This is a genomic window from Paenibacillus agricola (genome assembly GCF_011440305.1).
In the GTDB taxonomy this organism is placed as follows: Bacteria; Bacillota; Bacilli; order Paenibacillales; family NBRC-103111; genus Paenibacillus_S; species Paenibacillus_S agricola.
Genome location: NZ_JAAOIW010000007.1, coordinates 252,219 through 269,299 on the forward strand (window position 1 = coordinate 252,219; position 17,081 = coordinate 269,299).

Consider the following 17,081-nt stretch of genomic DNA (forward strand, 5'->3'; position numbering starts at 1 on the left):
CCGTATGAAATTACAACTGGATCGAGGTTCGGACTTTAACCACGTTGTCTTAAGATAATGAAGGATTCTCCGATTTTTGTCAATGAGGCAAAAAAAGGAAAACCCTTCGGGAAGTTATGCTATTCCACCATTCCAATAGCTGGTTGGCAGACTGGACTATCCTTTGATACCGGAGGTTGCTATACCTTCAACAAAATATCTTTGCCCAATAAAAAACAGGATAATAACGGGCACCAATACGACGGTAGCTGCCGCCATCAATAAATGCCATTGCGCGGCATAATTGCCAATAAAGGTACGCAGACCGAGCTGCAGCGTATACTTCTCCTCACCGTTGAGATAAATAAGCGGGCCAACGAAATCGTTCCAGGTGTTTAAAAAGGTAAATAGTCCTGTAGAGATGAGCGCTGGTTTAGATAAGGGAACAATGATCGTTGCATAAATTTTAAAATGTCCGGCACCGTCCATGAACGCCGCTTCGTCCAATTCCTTGGGCAAAGATCGAAAAAATTGCCTCAACAGGAAAATATTGAACATCCCTCCGCCGATAATGCTCATTGTACCTACACCAAACCATGACGGGAGAATGAGCGGCACGTACGTATTGACCAGATTCAGATTTTTCCACATAATAAAATTCGGAATCAAGGTTGCGAAGTACGGGAGCATCAGGCTTGTCATGATGATGGCAAACACTAATTCTCTGCCCGGCCAATTAATTCTCGATAACCCGTAAGCGCTCAGCGAGCAGGAAATCAGGATTCCAGCCACACAGGACACAACAATGATACCAGTATTAAGAAAATAGCGTCCGAAAGGAAGCACGGTCAATGCCTCGGCATAGTTTTCGAATCGAAACGGACTCGGAATCCAGACCAGTGGATATTGGAATATTTGGTTCATGTCCATCAGGGAGCTTCTGATCAACCAGTAAAACGGAACCAAGCACACTGCGGCCCCCACATACAGCAGGAGGTATATGATTACTCTGCTTAGCTTCATTAATTGTCACCTCCGTAGAAGACCCACTTTTTAGAAGTTTTGAACGCGATGATTGTACAAAATGCAACAAAGCCGAATAGCAGCCATGAGATAGCAAACGCTCCGCCCAGATTCTGAAACTCAAACGCTTCCCTGAACAAGTAATACACATAGAAGAGACTCGCGTTATTGGGTCCGCCCTGTGTAATAATGTAAGCCTGCAAAAACGCCTGAATGCTGGCAATCATATGCATGACTGCGTTGAAGAATATAATCGGTGTCATTAGCGGCAATGTAATATGGAAAAATTTCGCGATCACGTTGCCTCCATCCACTTCAATCGCTTCATACAATTCGCCCGGAATGCCTTGCAGCCCGGCCAGAAACACCACCATAATACTGCCGGTAGTCCATACTGCCATCATAACAAGTGACGGGATAACCGAATCCTGCCCGAATACCCACTTGCTTGTTGGCAAGCCCGCAGATTGGAGTACGGTATTAAAAAGCCCGAAGTCCGGACTCATCAACCACATCCAGATCATCGTCGTAGCTACCATAGGCACAATGGTCGGCATATAAAAAATGATTCTGAAAAATTGCCAGCCCTTAACCTTTTGATTTAACAATACCGCCAGCAAAAAAGACGCTATGATCCCCGCAGGTACGTTTAACAGCACAAAATAAAGAGTTACTTTAATCGCCTGATAAAAAAAAGGGTCTACTCCCATAATCAGCCGTGAATAGTTGGCCACCCCAACAAACCGCGTTTCTTTCATTACAGAGTAATCGGTGAAGCTTAATACTAAGCTTGCAATCATGGGACCGATGGAAAAAATGAGAAAACCCAGAATGGCTGGTGAAGTAAATAAAAGTCCCGCGATCAGATTTCTTTTCTTTGAAGTCATAACCGACTTTTTTTTATGTTTGACTGCCGGGGCAGTTCCAGTGATCGTACTCATCCACTCACCCTCTATATTGAAATTTAGTAAAGGGGGAGGTCGGGAATCTCCCGAGCCTCCCCAATACCATAAGCTATTGCTAGTTATATCTTCCCATAATCAGCTTGCTTACTTCGGCTTCTATCCCTTTCAGCGCCTGTTCAGCCGTCGTTTGACCCAAGTATGTTCGCTCGATTGCGGGCTGTACCAAAGCGTTGATTTTCGCGAAGTTTTTCACATAAGCGGAAGGCAGTTTATGTGTATGATTCAGGCTCGGCTCCATAATGGCTTCCTTATAGCCTTCGGGATGCGCCGGTTTTACGTCCGCCCATTTGGCAACGAGCGCCGGTTCGGTATACCATTTTTTCATTAAAGGCATCCACAAACCGTTGGCGTGAAGCTCCAACGCCGACTCCGGATTGTTCAAATATTTCCAGAACGTGTAAGCTTCCTCCGGATGCTTGGTTGATTTAAAGATCGACATCGTGCCCGTGCTCGTCGCAGTGGCATTCATTTTGATTTTCGGCAGGATACCAATGCCGAAATTCATCCCGCTTTGGGCCAAATCGAGAAGCACCCACTGGCCGGTTAGTAAAATCGCCACCTGCTTCGATTGTAAGCTTGCCGCGCCGGCAGGGATTGATTTAGCCTCGACCGGTGAAGGGGCGACATGATACTTATGGATCAGATCGGCCATCTTTTGTATGGCATCTATGCTTTCCGGCTTGGTTAAGCCGAAGCTTTTGCCGTCCTCGGAAATATAATCGCCACCTGCCGAGAACACCATCTGCATGTAACCGGTATAAGTCGGATCAAAGCTGATGCCGTACTGCTTGATCTTGGTTTTGTCAAATGCCGGATCGAGGGCGTTTTTACCGTTGTGGTCAATCGTAAGCTTTCTCGCAACCTCGACAAATTGATCCCAACTGAAAGCTTGCTCTGCTTTGGTCGGCAAGTCCGCTACGCCCGCCGCCTTTAACATATCCTTGTTATAAAAGAGCCCGTACGCTTCCTTCGCGGTAAACATACCGAATGATTTTCCGGGCGCCCAGTCGATAAAGGCATGATCCAAAAACTCGTCCTTTTTCAGAGTAGAATCCTTGTCGATAAACTCTAATATGTTGTAGAGCTTTCCTTCTTCCGCCCAAGGCAGCGCCATAAGGTCCCTAACATAGCCGAGATCTGGAGCCTCGTTGCCGGCCACCATCGCCGTTAATTTGGTGTCATAATCAGCTGGAATGTGCTGGGCGTCGATTTTAATATTATTGTGTTTTTCTTGGAACGTTTTAACCGCATTGTCCATCGCTTTTTTCTCATAGGTGCTTCCCCAAAAAGTAAATTTCAGCGTCACCGGCTGCTTCCCGTTATCCGCTACGTTATTGGACGGTGTCCCCGTTCCACTGGAACAACCCACCACAACCAAGATAAAGCTCAATAACAATGCCACAAACAATCTGCTTTTGCTCATCGCTTTTTTCATTGCAGAACCTCCGCCATCAAATTTTTGCTGACTTCTCTTTACTGACCGTTCCCTTTCAACCGTTCTGATACTAACAAAAAAACGCTTTCAAAACCATCCTTTCCGACCAAAATGAACAGCCTGTATCTCTTATGAATGGTTAAATTATATCGCTCGGAAAAGGACAAAAAATAATAATATTTTTGTAAAACTGCATTTATTATAGATGTTCACAAAAAAAATCGCTCCAAATAGTAAAAACCGGCAGCAAGAGCTACCGGTTCATGTATGAGTTTAATTATTTGTTTAACGAAGCGCGCGGATCAAAATCCGGAATGACAATACGCTTAACGTTACCCGCCTTTTCTTCCTTGTCTAGCCCGTCATTATAACGCTTGTTCAAATCCTCAATCCCTTCGTCTAAAGGAGTTAAGCCGAGAATCGATTCCGCAATGACACTCTGCCATGTCTTGCCTTCCACTTTATGTGATAAATCCATAGGCCAGATTGTGTCATCCTTAGGTGCAAAATCGGCAAGATTCTTCAAAGTAGGTGTCTTCGCTTTACTTAGAACACTAGGAACAACACTAATGCCTTTCCCTTGCTCATAGTAAGGAACAAGCACATCATCGCTGTACAAGTAATTCATAACCTCAAAGGTTTCTTTCTTATGCTTGCTCTGTGCCGACATATACCACCACACACCGGCGTTATTCACGTAGTTAGCACCTTTATAAGGTTGTGTGCCGTCAACGGTAGGCACTTGAGCTACACCCCAATTAATCTTGGTCGGGAACTGGACATCATAAACGGAAGGCTCAGAGGAAAGAGATAGATACATACCGACCTTGCCTGCAGCAAACTGGTTTCTTAACGGATCGATATCCAAATTCTCATAACCTGGCAACATGCTCTTATCATCAACAATTTGCTTCAAAGCTTTAGCATATGGAGCCAGGACAGAAAAATCATATTTACCCGTCTTCCAGTCGTAGAAGTTTTTGCCGTCTAAGCGGGCCATTGGAAGAAGTGCTCTTTCGAAAGCGGATGTCGGATTCTTCATGTTGAGACCAAACCCGTAGGCATCTTCAGATTTACCGGCTTCAGTTATTCTCTTAGCATAGTCCACCATTTCGCTTAGCGATTTCGGCGGTTCCGTGATTCCGGCCTTAGCAAACAAGTCCTTATTGTAAATCACACGCCAAGTTGTCCCATAGTTGGGAAGGCTATAGGTATGGCCGTCCAAGTAGTTTTGACGGTCGAGTTTGAGCAAACTATCACCATAGCGCTGCTTAATATCCGGAGTCAAATAGGTGTCAAGAGGCTCGATTACCTTCATCTTTACCATGTCTTCCAATCTAAGCTTCATCTTGGCATTCATCAGATCCGGCGCATCACCGCTTTGCATAGCCGTTTGAAGCGCCTGTTCGTAGTTGTCAGTCATAACCTGATAATCGATTTCGATATTGCTCTTGTTTGTATCGTTAAATATTTGTATCTTTTCCTTTAGCAAGCTGACATCCGTCCGATTATTGCTCCAAATACTAACTTTTACTTTCTGTCCGGACTCGGCAGAACCTGCGCTTGGGGCAGGTGTAGGAGCACAAGCGGAAGTCAATAGCGAAGCTAATGCCGCGACAAGTGTTATTTTGGCGTAGCGTTTTTTCATAATAAGTATATCCCCCTAATGTGTTGACCATGTATTTGTAGGTACAGTATATAAAGATTTGAAAGCGATTGCTAGGGAGGTTTTTTTCATTAGAAGGGGGGGGATTTTACTTCATCTATCCCTCTGATTTATTCATTCTGCCCCCTAATCCGCAAAAGAACCCTGTTTCATTAACCTTTAACCGAACCGCTTGTCATCCCAGCAATGAACGACTTGTTTGTGAAGAAATAGACTACGATAATCGGCAGCATGGAGAGCATAGAGCCGGCCAGCATCAGATGCCATTCTGCGGCTGCATTGGCCGAATACTTGAGTGAAATAACTCCGACCGTCAATGGCCGCAACTCTGGATTGGTCATTGTGAAGATCAGCGGCAGTACATATTGGTTCCACGATTCACGGAAGGTGAACAAACCGACCACCCCCAGCCCTGGCGTTAGCAGGGGCAGAATAATACGCCAATAGATGCCGAAGAATCCACAGCCGTCGATCGTAGCTGCTTCATCTAGATCTTTCGGAATAGCTCGAACGAAACGCTCTAGCAGGAAAATATCGAATGATAAGTGCGTGCCCACAAAGATCAGCACCACGCTCCAAAGCGATTTGTGCATCTCTACCTCACGCATCATTTCGTAAAGTGGGCGGTATGTAATAGCTCCGATTGTAACGAACATGGTAGCTGCCAGCACGAACAGGATCAGCTTGCGTCCCGGGAACGCTCGTCTAGCTAACGTATAAGCCGCCATGGAGCAGACAATAATGTTAATAACCGTAGAAGCAACTGAGATGAATAAGCTGTTCCAAGTATATTTTGCGAAATTAGCCATTTCCCAAGCTTCGACGTAGTTCTTCCAATGCCAGGTTTCTGGAAACAGCTTCGTACTGTTCAATAGCTCGAAATTGGTTTTAAACGATCCGAACAAGGTGAACAAAACCGGATAGACGATCATAAAGACGATGCTTAACAGAAAGGCCCATATGATCGTCCACGCAATGATAGAAGCGGGACGTGCGGTAATCGACCGCGAATGCGTAGGTGCGTTCAATTTACCGGTAATATTGCTCATAGCTTATGCCTCCCTCCTTTAGTGAACCTCGCTGGATTTGCGCGAAATGTATAAATACAAACTCGTTAGTAAGCCAACGATCAGAGCCGATACAAAGCCTACCGCCGCGCCGTAACCATACTGCTGAACCACTGCGTCCCCTTCTGATACAGGGAAGAACAGTTTGTAGATGTAAAGATACATAACCTCTGTCTTGCCGCCAGGACCACCCGCTGTTAGAACCATGATACTCTCATAGCTCTTAAGTGAGTTTACGATCGCAAGCATAACGATCATCTGCAGAACCGGTCCTAGCAACGGAATAGTAATATGCCAGAACTGCTGAGCTTTATTCGCTCCGTCGATCGAGGCGCTCTCGTACAGATCATTCGGGATTCCCTGCAGCCCGGCTAGGAACAAGACCATATAGTTTCCTACCGCGCCCCAAATGGCCACAAGAATCGCTGTCATCATGGAATATTTCACACCAAGCCACTCGATCGGTTGATCAATCAGACCCAACGACATCAGCATATTGTTCACGGTCCCGTTATACGAGTTGAACATCAAGGTAAAAATTAGTGAAATAACGGCTGTACTAATAATAGTAGGCATGAAAATGATAGCGCGAAACGCGTTTTTCCCTAACAGCTTGTTGTTGAGAATGAAAGCCAGAATAAGTGAAAGCGGCAGCGTAATTACTAGTTTTCCTGCCGTATACACGAAGGTATTCCATACTGAATACCAGTACTGCGAGTCCCTTGTAAACAACCGGACAAAATTGTCAAGCCCAATAAATTTGGCGTCCGTAAACCCGTCATAATCGAAGAACATGTATTTGAATGCCCAGGCTAGCGGATAAATGGCAAATAAGGTGAGCAGGATGACCGTGGGGAGCATCATCACATAAGGCCCGGTGTAAGCTTGAAGCTTCTTTTTTCCAGTCATGGCTGTTATCTCTCCTTCCGTAGTTGTTTTTTTAGTTCAATTGCCAGGCAGTCGTCTCAACGGCGTTTCATAATTTCATATTCACGGATTTAAGTTCCTCCTGCGTTGTATGTGCGTTCTCTCGCGAATCCCTATATTAAAGTATATTCATTTCGACAAAGATGGATAGGGAGGCTTTTTTCTTCAGAGAGGGGGGAAAATTTACTTCTATGTGGATAATTACAGATGCAATTCCGTAAGTGTATAGACACTAATAAACACGACCTTATCAGCCGTGTTTATTCACGTTCTATTCTATTCCTCGCCGCCGTAGGTTCCGAGCAGCTGTCCCCTGTACTCGGACGGAGTCACGCCGATTCTTTTCTTGAAGATTTCGCGAAAATACTTACGGTCGTTATACCCCAGTCGCTCAGCAATCTTGTAGATAGGAATGTCGGCGTCCTCCAGCCAGGCTTTTGCTTCTTCTAGCTTCCGGTCGGTGACATATTCGACGAACGTATGGCCGGTCTCCCGCTTGAACAGGCTGCTGAAATAATTAGGGCTGACCCCCACTTGATCGGCTATATGAGCCAGACCTATATTTTCTAGCAGATGCTGCTCCATGTAGGCTTTTGCCTTTCCGACGATGTTCTTTGAGCCGGCTTGTACACGCTGCTTCACTTTCGCCGCAGCAGACGTGAACCATTCCCGGATCCGTTCCTGAAGCTCGGATAAGCTTGCACTCTCGCAAGTCTCGTACCAAGATCGAGAGCCTGGCTGAAGCATGTCTGCCTCAACACCCGAATCCAGTATGATGCGATTAAGCGCAGCTACTAGCTGAATGCAGGCCAGACGTAGATCCAGCGGAGATGCCCCTCCCTTATTCAAGACGGCAAAAAATTGCGAAACCACCTCGTCCATCCCCTCCGGTAGCCCCCGGCGAACCAGCATCATCAGCTCCTGCTCTTCCACAACGGGATATACCGTTCTTTTCATCCGATAAGGAAGCAGATCCTCGAAATGTGCCACCTGGTTCCCTCCGAAGAAGCGAACATGGCCAATCGCCTCGCAGGCCTGCCGATAAGCCTCGGGCAAACCACTCAGCTCAGGACAGGGCAGGCTAATCCCGATGGTTACGGTCAAGCTAGAGTGTGTCTCAATCGCGTTCCGGCACGTTTCAGAGAAGCGAAGCAAGGCTTCCTTCACATCCTTCTCCGGCAACGCCTTATCGTAATTAACCAATACGGTCATGATGCTCCACTCGGAAAAGAACGAGATGCCCGGTCCCCAAGAAGACAAACAATCACCGATAATATTCTCTACAATAAAGCGGGCAAGCTCGATCTCCTCGAGCGGCTGATCCGCTAAGGCCTGAAATTCATCGATGGCTACCGCGATCAGCCCTATCGAATCGGACTTCAACGGAATTTCCGCAAATGCCCATTTATCTTTGGAACGAACACGGCGCGGGTCAGGTAAATGGACCATCTCATTCAAATACTGCTGACGGAGCGCTGGCAAGCTGTGCCGGATCGTCTGCATGAAGCGGCGGCGCTGCTCATCCTGCTCCTGCTCCCACCGCAGTTCCTTCAGCACCTTTTGCAAGATTCCCGTCAGCTCCCCGATATCCACTGGTTTAAGCAAATAATCGGAGGCTCCGAGCGCCAAAGCCTGTTTAGCATAGTCAAACTCCTCAAACCCGCTCAGCAAAATAAAACGCAGTACATGCCCGCCGGCGCGCAGCTTCTCCATCAGCTCAATTCCGTTCATGTTCGGCATCTTAATATCCGTTACAATCAGATCCGCCGGTTTCTCGGCAAATTTGGCGAGCGCTTCTTTCCCATCAAAAGCGATCTCTACCTCCTGCACGCCGAGCTCCTGCCAATCAATATGCTTGCGTATGCCCTGTACAACGCTTTCCTTGTCGTCTACCAGCAGCACCCTCATCGTTATTCCTCCTCTTCGCCGCTTAAAATCCGAATCTCAAAGCGGGTCCCTTCCCCCAAATGGCTTTGAACATGCATCGAAGCCTGATCACCAAAAAAGTAATGAAGACGCTGCTTAATGTTCATGATAGCGTAGCCTTCCCCCTTCCTAGAATCGATAGAGACCGGTTGGTCCCTGTTCTCTTCGAATGGTCGGTTAAACCGTTCCACCAGCTCTACAGGCATACCCGACCCGTTATCCTCCACCTCAAGTATGACCATGCCGGATTCCTCCCAACGGCTGCTCACCCGGATTCGGAAGTCCTTATATTCATTGGCTTTGAAAGCATGCAGGACACTGTTCTCTGCAAGCGGCTGGAGGATGATCTTGGAAACGAGCACACCCTTTGTCCGTTCTTCCGTATGGACCTCAAACGAGAATTGACGCTGATATTGATAGTTAACCAGCTTCAAATAATGCGACACATGCTCCATCTCCTTCGCCACGGTGGTAGGCTCTTCCCCCTGGTTCAAGCTGAGTCGGAAGAATCGGGATAACGATAAAATAATGTCGGCCGCCGTCTTGTCGTGGAAGTCCAACGCCTTCCAGTAAATCTCATCGAGCGTATTGTACAGAAAATGCGGGTTGATCTGTGCTTGGAGCGCCCGCATCTCTGCCTGCCGCTTCGCGTGGCCTTCCTCCACCACCTGATGCAGCAATTCTTGAATCCGTTCAAGCATCTCGTCGAAACGGCTTCCGAGCTCGCCGATTTCATCCCGTGTGTCCGAGGTGAAACGAACATGCAGATTCCCCTGCTTAGCCTGGCCCATCAGCTTCTGAAGCCTCCGGATCGGATTGGTCACCCAGCGGGCGATATATTTGTTCATAAAGAAAGAGAGTATTAACATCACAGCGGTCATCAGAAGCGTGAAGTATTGGATGTAGGCGATCTGCTCCAGCAGCCGGACCTTCGGCTGGAAAATCAGTGCCTGCCAGCCAAGGAACGGAATCGGCTTATGGTTCACAAGATATGTTTTCCCGTTGATACTCATATCGAAGGAAGCGGCCTTTTCATCCAAATGGCCGATACTCCCCTGCTTCATTAAGGCTTCCACCGCAGACCCTCCGGAGGAAGTGAGAATCGGCCGTCCTTGCTCATCCAGAATCATAGAGAAGCCCTCGGGAACGAGCTGAATGCTCTGGAGGTTCCTAATAAATTGGCTTGCCGATAAGGTAATAACCAAATAGTTGTCCAAACCCAAGGAAATGGTGTCCCCCGCTGGTCGGGTTACAAGGCTGATTACATCACCCTTCTCAGCAAAAAGCGGATCCTTCGGCAAGTAAACCCATCGGTTGAGGGAAGAGGTTTTGATAGCCTGATAATAAGGGGTGTCTTTAAACGAAATATTCAGCCTCTCCACCGGATGGCCTTCGTAAAATTCCCCTTTCGGCGTATATAAATAAATCGAGCGGATGGTCCCTGACGTCAAGCTCACATTCGCGAATAAGGAGAACATGGCATTGAACATTTCGGAGAAGGTCGCATTTGATTTATTTTGGCTCCAATCGATCGTTTGCTGGAGCTCCCTGCTCGTATTGATTAGGTAAAGCTTGTCGCTGACATTCCTTAGCTCATTGTTCATATAGCCGCTTAGCTGGTTGGCCGTTGTATCGGCCGCTTGGTAGGCGTAGCCCTCCAGCTTGGTAGACGCCTGATAGAAGGAAAAGGCTCCCGTCAGCGGCACAGCCAGCAAGATGACAACCGATGTCATCACAAATACTTTCCTTTCCAAGCTTTGGTTCCTAAGCCATTTGATTATTCGTCCGACCCAATCCAAATGGTTCCCCCTACCTTTCGATTAATAAGAATTATTTTCAAGCAGCGGCAAGAATAAGGTCTAGCTCATTCGATCAATGGACAAAGCTTTTACAACTCATTAAAAATCCCCCTCAACGATAAGCGTGGGATTGGGATATTCCTATTTCAGGGAAAGTCACCGTATGGAAAGTGTTGCTAAGTTCCTTGTGACTGGATATGAACACTATACAGGTCATTCAGAAGATGAACAACGGAAATATTACTTATCTGTTGATGCTAATAACCACCAAGCCGAGTTTGTTTGGGAAGAAGTACCGAGGACGTAGCGTAATATTACTTTTAGTTAACTCTTTCTGTATGAATCCCCCCTTTTATGTCTATACCTTTTACTATAGCTTTTTTGATCGGAGAGAAAATTATTTATTTATGGATAGCCTGGTTTCAACTAACCCACAGGAGGTACCTATGCACATTGTTGAAGTCAATAATTTAACGAAGATATTCGGACAAGATCCCAAGAAAGCCCTCTTACTTCTTGAAAAAGGATGGTCCAAAAAGAAAATACACGAAGAAACGAAGCATACAGTTGGGGTCAACAAGGTCAATTTGACCATACAGGCGGGGGAAATCTTTGTGATTATGGGATTGTCGGGAAGTGGTAAATCCACTCTGGTCCGTCTATTGAATCGTCTTATTGAACCCACCTCTGGGACGATTCTCATTGATGGGGAGAACATTGTAGCCATGAACCCTGAACAGCTTCGTCAAATTAGGCGCAGCAAAATCAGTATGGTTTTCCAGAAATTCGCCTTGTTTCCGCATAAAACAGTCATTGAGAATGTGGAATTTGGACTGGAGATTCAAGGGGGCTCTAAGCAGGCCAATCGGCAGAAGGCGTTGGAATCTTTGGAGCTTGTCGGTTTAAAGGGAATGGAGGACAGCAATCCCGATCAACTGAGCGGAGGTATGCAGCAGCGGGTTGGACTGGCGCGCGCTTTAGCGAATGATCCAGATGTTCTACTCATGGACGAGGCGTTCAGCGCACTGGATCCTTTAATTCGTAAGGATATGCAGGATGAACTGCTGGAGCTCCAGGATAAAATGAAAAAAACAATCATTTTCATTACACATGATTTAGATGAAGCCTTGCGAATCGGTGACAGGATCGCTCTCATGCGGGATGGTTCTATTGTCCAGATTGGGACACCGGAAGAAATATTAATGAATCCAGCGAACAAATATGTGGAACGATTCGTAGAGGATGTCGATCTGTCCAAAGTATTAACGGCTGCATTCGTGATGCGTAGACCAGAAACCATCACTCTGGAACGAGGACCCAGGGTCGCCTTGCAGCTGATGCGGGATAATGGAATTTCGAACCTGTACGTTGTAGACAGAGCAAAACGGCTTATTGGCGCCATTACTGCAGAAGATGCAGCTATTGCTGTTCAAGATGGTAAAACAATTGAGGAGATCGTCATCCGTGATGTGCCTACAGTCCCGCCTGACATCCATTTGAATGAATGCTTTGAGCTTATTAGCAGTGCAAAAATTCCGGTTACAGTAGTCGATGAAAAAGGACGTCTATTAGGCATTATAGTCCGCGGCGCAGTCCTAGCTGCCATCGCAGGCAGCCATGATACTACTGACAAGAAGGTGAACCTCTAATGTTCCCAAAAATCCCTTTGGACCGCTGGGTCGAATCCGTCATCAGCTGGTTCAATACCTACTTTGCCTTTCTCTTCGATTTCTTCTCATTCATCATTAGTGGGATCGTAGGTGGTTTTACGTTCCTATTCCATGCCTTTCCCGCGCTTATAGTTATCGTATTACTAACACTACTTGCCTACTATTTCGGTAGGTGGCGGCTGGCGCTGTTTGCTGTGCTCGGATTGCTGCTCATCCTGAACCTTGGTTATTGGGACCCCACCATGGACACATTGGCATTGGTCTTAACCTCCGCCCTTATTTCCATTATTCTTGGGCTGCCACTCGGAATTTGGTGTGCCAGAAACCGCTCTGTGAGGAGTACGCTGACCCCGATGCTAGATTTTATGCAGACGATGCCGGCGTTTGTGTACCTCATTCCAGCGGTTACTTTTTTCGGTCTTGGCGTGGTTCCAGGTGTTATCGCCTCGGTTATTTTCTCTATACCGCCGACCATTCGTTTAACGAATCTCGGTATTCTGCAGGTACCTGATGATTTAGTGGAAGCTGCGGATGCATTCGGGTCGACCCCAGCTCAAAAGCTATTTAAAGTACAGTTTCCATTGGCACTGCCTACTATATTAGCAGGGATCAATCAGACGATCATGCTGTCTTTGTCGATGGTAGTCATTGCTTCAATGATCGGAGCGCAGGGCGTCGGAGCAGACGTATACCGGGCGGTGACACAATTGAAGACAGGTCAGGGATTTGAGGCAGGGCTCGCTGTTGTAGTGTTGGCGATCTTACTGGACAGGCTGACACAGAACCTTATTGTTGGCAAGAAAAGAAAAGGGAAAACGTCTTTCCCATTAAAAATGCCACTGGTCATCGCAGCCGTAGTTGCTTTCTGCATCGTTGCTATCTTTATAGGGATAGGGAAAAAGGCTCCTGTTTCGACGAGTGCTTTTGTTGGTGACCAGGTGGGTTACAGCATTATTGGCATTGACCCCGGCTCTGGCTTAATGAATGCTACGGAAAAGGCAATTAAAGCCTATAATCTGACTTCTTGGAAGCTAATTGAAGGATCCAGTACGGCTATGACCATAGCTTTGGACAGAGCCTATCAGGAAGGCAAGCCCATCATCGTGACCGGCTGGTCACCGCACTGGATGTTTGCCAAGTACGATCTTAAATATTTGGCAGATCCCAAAAACGTATTCGGCGGTGATGAGGAGATTCACACGATTGCACGTCTCCATTTACAAGCCGACCAGCCATCAGCATACCAATTCCTCGATAATTTTCAGTGGAAACCTGCCGATATGGAGCAGGTGATGGCAAAAACCCAAGAGGGCCAGAAACCGGAGGAAGCCGCTTCACAGTGGGTGGAGACTAACCCGGATAAAGTGAATGCATGGGTGAGTGGTATTCCCAAAGTGGAAGGGAAGAGGTTGAAGCTTGCCTATGTAGCTTGGGATTCTGAAATAGCTAGCACGCATGTGGTTAAATACGTGCTGGAAAGTAAACTAGGCTACCAAGTGGATATGCTTCAGGTGGAGGCTGGGCCGATGTGGGCAGGTATCGCTAGCGGGGATGCTGACGCCATGGTGGCAGGTTGGCTACCAACTACACATCAAGATTATGATGAGAAGTTTAAAGGTAAATTCGAGGACCTGGGACCCAACCTGATTGGGACTAAGCTCGGTCTAGTCGTTCCGACATATATGAACATTACTTCCATTGAGGAACTGGTTAAATAATACGAATAAGCCTTCCAATCGCGTATTATTGTTGGACATCATCAAGCTGAAAAGCACACCCACTGAGTGGGTGTGCTTTTTGACGAAATTAGGGTACTATGAACGGACAATAAGCTCTGAGAGCAATGCCGTACGAAATGGGATTTCATCGATGACTACATATTCATCCAGAGCGTGGGCATGATCTCCTCTGGCACCCAATCCGTCGAGCGTAGGTGTTCCCATGGAAGCCGTGAAATTTCCATCGCTAACCCCGCCCGTTTGGGCTTCTTCTAATGGATACGAATAGCTTAACTTCGCTATATCCCTCGCCAGTCTAAACAAAGAATGGCTCTGCTCAGTAGGCTCCATGGGCGGACGCATCATTCCTCCAGTCAGTTCGACCTGTGCACCCGGCAAAGAAGCCGCAAAGCCTTCCAGGCTCTTCTCCAGCTTTCCAGCTTCCTCCGACGAAGTGACTCGAACATCAATCTCGGCTTCAGCAAAATCAGCCACTACATTACGTCCGATGCCACCATGAACGATACCGACGTTAACCGTCGTTCCACGATTAAAGTTAGTCAGCGCATGTAGACGTTGAATCTGAATGGCCATTTCTTCAATGGCTGATATCCCATTTTGTGGATCGACACCTGCATGGGCAGAAATCCCCCGAACCACTAATCGATATCTACCGCTGCCTTTTCTGGCAGTCTTGAGCGCACCATTAGGCTCCATGGGAGGCTCCAGAACGAAGGCGGATTCAGCCTGTCGAGCCTGTTCCTCGATCCATTCCCGCGATGTCGGGCTTCCCAGCTCTTCATCGCTGTTCATGAGCAGCACAATCTTTTTGTCCGCGGGAAATCTTCCTGTATCCTGAAGCGCCTTGATCGCAAAAATTGCTTGCAGCAGCCCCGCTTTCATATCATAAACGCCCGGACCATATGCACGTCCGCTCTCCATTCGGAAAGGACGGCGACCCGCTTCACCTAAGGGCCATACGGTATCATAATGCCCCACAAGCAGAATCTGTCTGTCGCCGGTACCTACCTCGCATAGCAAACGATCGCCATAAACCGGATTGGGTATTCGTACAACATTTCCTCCAAGCAGCCTTAGCACATGATGAGTAAACCAGTCTGCCATCTTATCGTTTTGATGCTTACTCGAAGAGGGTGAATCGATATTCACGCATTCCTCTAGCAGCCTCATGAATTCAGACATATAGGTCTCTATTTTTTTTATGAGTGACATAACCAAGAAGCAGCTCCATTAATGGGATTGTGAATTCGAACCGAACATACGATCCAATCCATATACCCGCTCTAAAATTAATATAAATACAAGACTAAGCAAAATCACGACGGATGAAATAGATGCTACGAGTGGATCAAGTGTCTCTTGCATATAACTAAAAATAGCCATCGGTAGCGTTGTCGTTGAAGGGGAAATCAAGAACAACGAAACCGTAACATTATCAAAGGAAGTCAAAAAGGCAAATATCATTCCGCTCATAATGGCAGGCTTCAAAATGGGAAGTGTAATATCCCAGAACACATTGCTGGGCTTCGCACCCAGAATGTACGCAGCCCGCTCCAGCGTATAATCAAACGAGCTTAATCCTGTCAGCACCAGCCTGACTACATAGGGAATAGAAATCAAAATATGCGCCAAGAGCAGGCCAAGAAATGTACCGGCTAACCCGATTCGTGTAAAAAATACGAGCGCTGCGATCCCGATGATTAAAGCTGGCACTGTTAGCGGAGACAGCAGCAAACCGTTAATCCATCCTTTACCCGGGAATTTGTATTTATGCAGTGCCAAGCCCGCAAGAGTTCCGATCAGTGTGGACAAAAGAGCAGACAATGCCGCCAGCTGCAGACTGAAAAGAAAAGCATCGATAAACTCAGGACGGTCCAAAATTTTCAGGTACCACATAAACGAAAAGCCTACTGGTGGAAACGACAAATATTTAACAGAAGTCCATGATGTCGGAATGATCACCAGCAAGGGTGAGACAACAAAGAGCACAACAATAAAAGTAAAAATAGAAAGCAGCGGATTTTTCTTTATCATGAGGCAAACACCTCTTTATACCTTTTCGTCTCCACGATCCTGGTGAATACCGCGACCAACGCAAACGTGGAAGTCAAAAGCAAGAATGATAAGGCGGCTCCCATCGGCCAATTTAATTGAGCCATTATTTTTTCATACGCAATAACGGGCAATACTTTCACAGACGTTCCCCCCATCAAAGCCGGCGTGACGAAAGCGCTCATTGACAAGCTGAATACTAGTGTCGTTCCGGCAATTATACCCGGTAAGCTAAGCGGGAGTGTGACAGTAAAAAAGCTTTGGGCCCGTCTCGCACCCAAAATACCGGCCGCTTTATAGAGAGAGTCGTCGATTTGATATAAACTTGTGGCAATCGCAAGCACCATATAAACAATATTGGCATCTGCAAGCCCGATCACGACACCAAGCTCGTTATACATTAACTTTAACGGTTCGTTGATAATACCTATCTTCAACAGGATGGTATTGATCCATCCCTTCTCGCCCAGAATGATCACCCATCCGAAGTTGCGAATAACGACGCTGACCAAATGCGGGGATATAATCGCAAAAGTTACGATCCCTCGCCATTTAGGACTCGCTTGAGCCATAAATAAAGCCACGGGATAGCCTAAAACCAGACAAGTAATGACGGTCAATAAGCTGATCTTGATCGTCCGCCATAAAATGCTCAGGTAATAAGGATCCTTGACAAAAGTAAGATAATTTTCGAATGAAAACTGCTCGTGCTGATCCTGGAAGCTTTGCATTAATATATACAGCATCGGAATAAGGAACACACCGAGTATGATCACTAGACTTGGCACTAGCAGCAGAAGTGCAGGACTCAGAAAAGCAAACTTCTTTGACAT

Annotated in this window: 13 protein-coding genes; 2 read left to right on the forward strand and 11 right to left on the reverse strand. The window is 46.8% G+C overall.

Going from position 1 to position 17,081, the window contains the following annotated elements; genetic code table 11:
- Positions 1-156 precede the first annotated feature (156 nt).
- From G9U52_RS20235 to G9U52_RS20270, 8 genes are all read right to left on the reverse strand, one after another.
- Positions 157-1,002 carry a carbohydrate ABC transporter permease gene (locus G9U52_RS20235; RefSeq protein WP_166152442.1) on the reverse strand — a complete coding sequence of 282 codons (846 nt, stop codon included), beginning with the start codon at positions 1,000-1,002 and terminating at the stop codon, positions 157-159.
- Positions 1,002-1,943 carry a carbohydrate ABC transporter permease gene (locus G9U52_RS20240; RefSeq protein WP_166152443.1) on the reverse strand — a complete coding sequence of 314 codons (942 nt, stop codon included), beginning with the start codon at positions 1,941-1,943 and terminating at the stop codon, positions 1,002-1,004. Before G9U52_RS20240 ends, G9U52_RS20235 begins: the two co-directional genes overlap by 1 nt.
- A 79-nt stretch (positions 1,944-2,022) precedes the next feature.
- A complete protein-coding gene (locus G9U52_RS20245; protein WP_166152444.1) occupies positions 2,023-3,402 on the reverse strand; it encodes an ABC transporter substrate-binding protein in 1,380 nt (459 codons plus the stop codon).
- 277 nt (positions 3,403-3,679) lie between these two features.
- Entirely contained in the window at positions 3,680-5,050 is a 1,371-nt protein-coding gene (locus tag G9U52_RS20250) for an ABC transporter substrate-binding protein (protein ID WP_166152445.1), read from the reverse strand.
- Between the two features lie 170 nt (positions 5,051-5,220).
- Entirely contained in the window at positions 5,221-6,117 is an 897-nt protein-coding gene (locus G9U52_RS20255) for a carbohydrate ABC transporter permease (RefSeq protein WP_166152446.1), read from the reverse strand.
- A gap of 18 nt (positions 6,118-6,135) precedes the next feature.
- Entirely contained in the window at positions 6,136-7,044 is a 909-nt protein-coding gene (locus G9U52_RS20260; protein WP_166152447.1) for a carbohydrate ABC transporter permease, read from the reverse strand.
- Positions 7,045-7,338: 294 nt separating this feature from the next.
- Positions 7,339-8,970 (reverse strand): response regulator, encoded by a 1,632-nt coding sequence (locus G9U52_RS20265; RefSeq protein ID WP_166152448.1) that lies wholly within the window; start codon positions 8,968-8,970, stop codon positions 7,339-7,341.
- Between the two features lie 2 nt (positions 8,971-8,972).
- Entirely contained in the window at positions 8,973-10,787 is a 1,815-nt protein-coding gene (locus G9U52_RS20270) for a cache domain-containing sensor histidine kinase (RefSeq protein ID WP_166152449.1), read from the reverse strand.
- 446 nt (positions 10,788-11,233) lie between these two features.
- Between G9U52_RS20270 and G9U52_RS20275 the strand changes: the two genes are divergently transcribed.
- Entirely contained in the window at positions 11,234-12,436 is a 1,203-nt protein-coding gene (locus tag G9U52_RS20275) for a quaternary amine ABC transporter ATP-binding protein (RefSeq protein ID WP_166152450.1), read from the forward strand.
- Positions 12,436-14,175: a glycine betaine ABC transporter substrate-binding protein gene (locus G9U52_RS20280; RefSeq protein WP_166152451.1), complete on the forward strand. Its 1,740-nt coding sequence runs from the start codon at positions 12,436-12,438 to the stop codon at positions 14,173-14,175. The genes G9U52_RS20275 and G9U52_RS20280 overlap by 1 nt, the downstream gene beginning before the upstream one ends.
- Before the next feature lie 96 nt (positions 14,176-14,271).
- On the opposite strand, the gene G9U52_RS20285 is transcribed toward G9U52_RS20280, so the two are convergent.
- Genes G9U52_RS20285 through G9U52_RS20295 form a run of 3 tightly spaced genes read right to left on the reverse strand, consistent with a single transcriptional unit; the run spans position 14,272 to position 17,081 of the window.
- Positions 14,272-15,408, reverse strand: coding sequence for a M20 family metallopeptidase (locus G9U52_RS20285; RefSeq protein ID WP_166152452.1), 1,137 nt, complete (start codon positions 15,406-15,408; stop codon positions 14,272-14,274).
- Between the two features lie 18 nt (positions 15,409-15,426).
- Positions 15,427-16,230, reverse strand: coding sequence for an ABC transporter permease (locus tag G9U52_RS20290; protein WP_166152453.1), 804 nt, complete (start codon positions 16,228-16,230; stop codon positions 15,427-15,429).
- Positions 16,227-17,081, reverse strand: coding sequence for an ABC transporter permease (locus G9U52_RS20295; RefSeq protein ID WP_166152454.1), 855 nt, complete (start codon positions 17,079-17,081; stop codon positions 16,227-16,229). The genes G9U52_RS20290 and G9U52_RS20295 overlap by 4 nt, the downstream gene beginning before the upstream one ends.

Bases quoted from the DNA above. Each gene is read 5' to 3' on its own strand.
- G9U52_RS20235 (WP_166152442.1), bottom strand. From the start codon at position 1,002: ATGAAGCTAAGCAGAGTAATCATATACCTCCTGCTGTATGTGGGGGCC.
- G9U52_RS20240 (WP_166152443.1), bottom strand. From the start codon at position 1,943: ATGAGTACGATCACTGGAACTGCCCCGGCAGTCAAACATAAAAAAAAG.
- G9U52_RS20245 (WP_166152444.1), bottom strand. From the start codon at position 3,402: ATGAAAAAAGCGATGAGCAAAAGCAGATTGTTTGTGGCATTGTTATTG.
- G9U52_RS20250 (WP_166152445.1), bottom strand. From the start codon at position 5,050: ATGAAAAAACGCTACGCCAAAATAACACTTGTCGCGGCATTAGCTTCG.
- G9U52_RS20255 (WP_166152446.1), bottom strand. From the start codon at position 6,117: ATGAGCAATATTACCGGTAAATTGAACGCACCTACGCATTCGCGGTCG.
- G9U52_RS20260 (WP_166152447.1), bottom strand. From the start codon at position 7,044: ATGACTGGAAAAAAGAAGCTTCAAGCTTACACCGGGCCTTATGTGATG.
- G9U52_RS20265 (WP_166152448.1), bottom strand. From the start codon at position 8,970: ATGAGGGTGCTGCTGGTAGACGACAAGGAAAGCGTTGTACAGGGCATA.
- G9U52_RS20275 (WP_166152450.1), top strand. From the start codon at position 11,234: ATGCACATTGTTGAAGTCAATAATTTAACGAAGATATTCGGACAAGAT.
- G9U52_RS20280 (WP_166152451.1), top strand. From the start codon at position 12,436: ATGTTCCCAAAAATCCCTTTGGACCGCTGGGTCGAATCCGTCATCAGC.
- G9U52_RS20285 (WP_166152452.1), bottom strand. From the start codon at position 15,408: ATGTCACTCATAAAAAAAATAGAGACCTATATGTCTGAATTCATGAGG.
- G9U52_RS20290 (WP_166152453.1), bottom strand. From the start codon at position 16,230: ATGATAAAGAAAAATCCGCTGCTTTCTATTTTTACTTTTATTGTTGTG.
- G9U52_RS20295 (WP_166152454.1), bottom strand. From the start codon at position 17,081: ATGTCAAAGAAGTTTGCTTTTCTGAGTCCTGCACTTCTGCTGCTAGTG.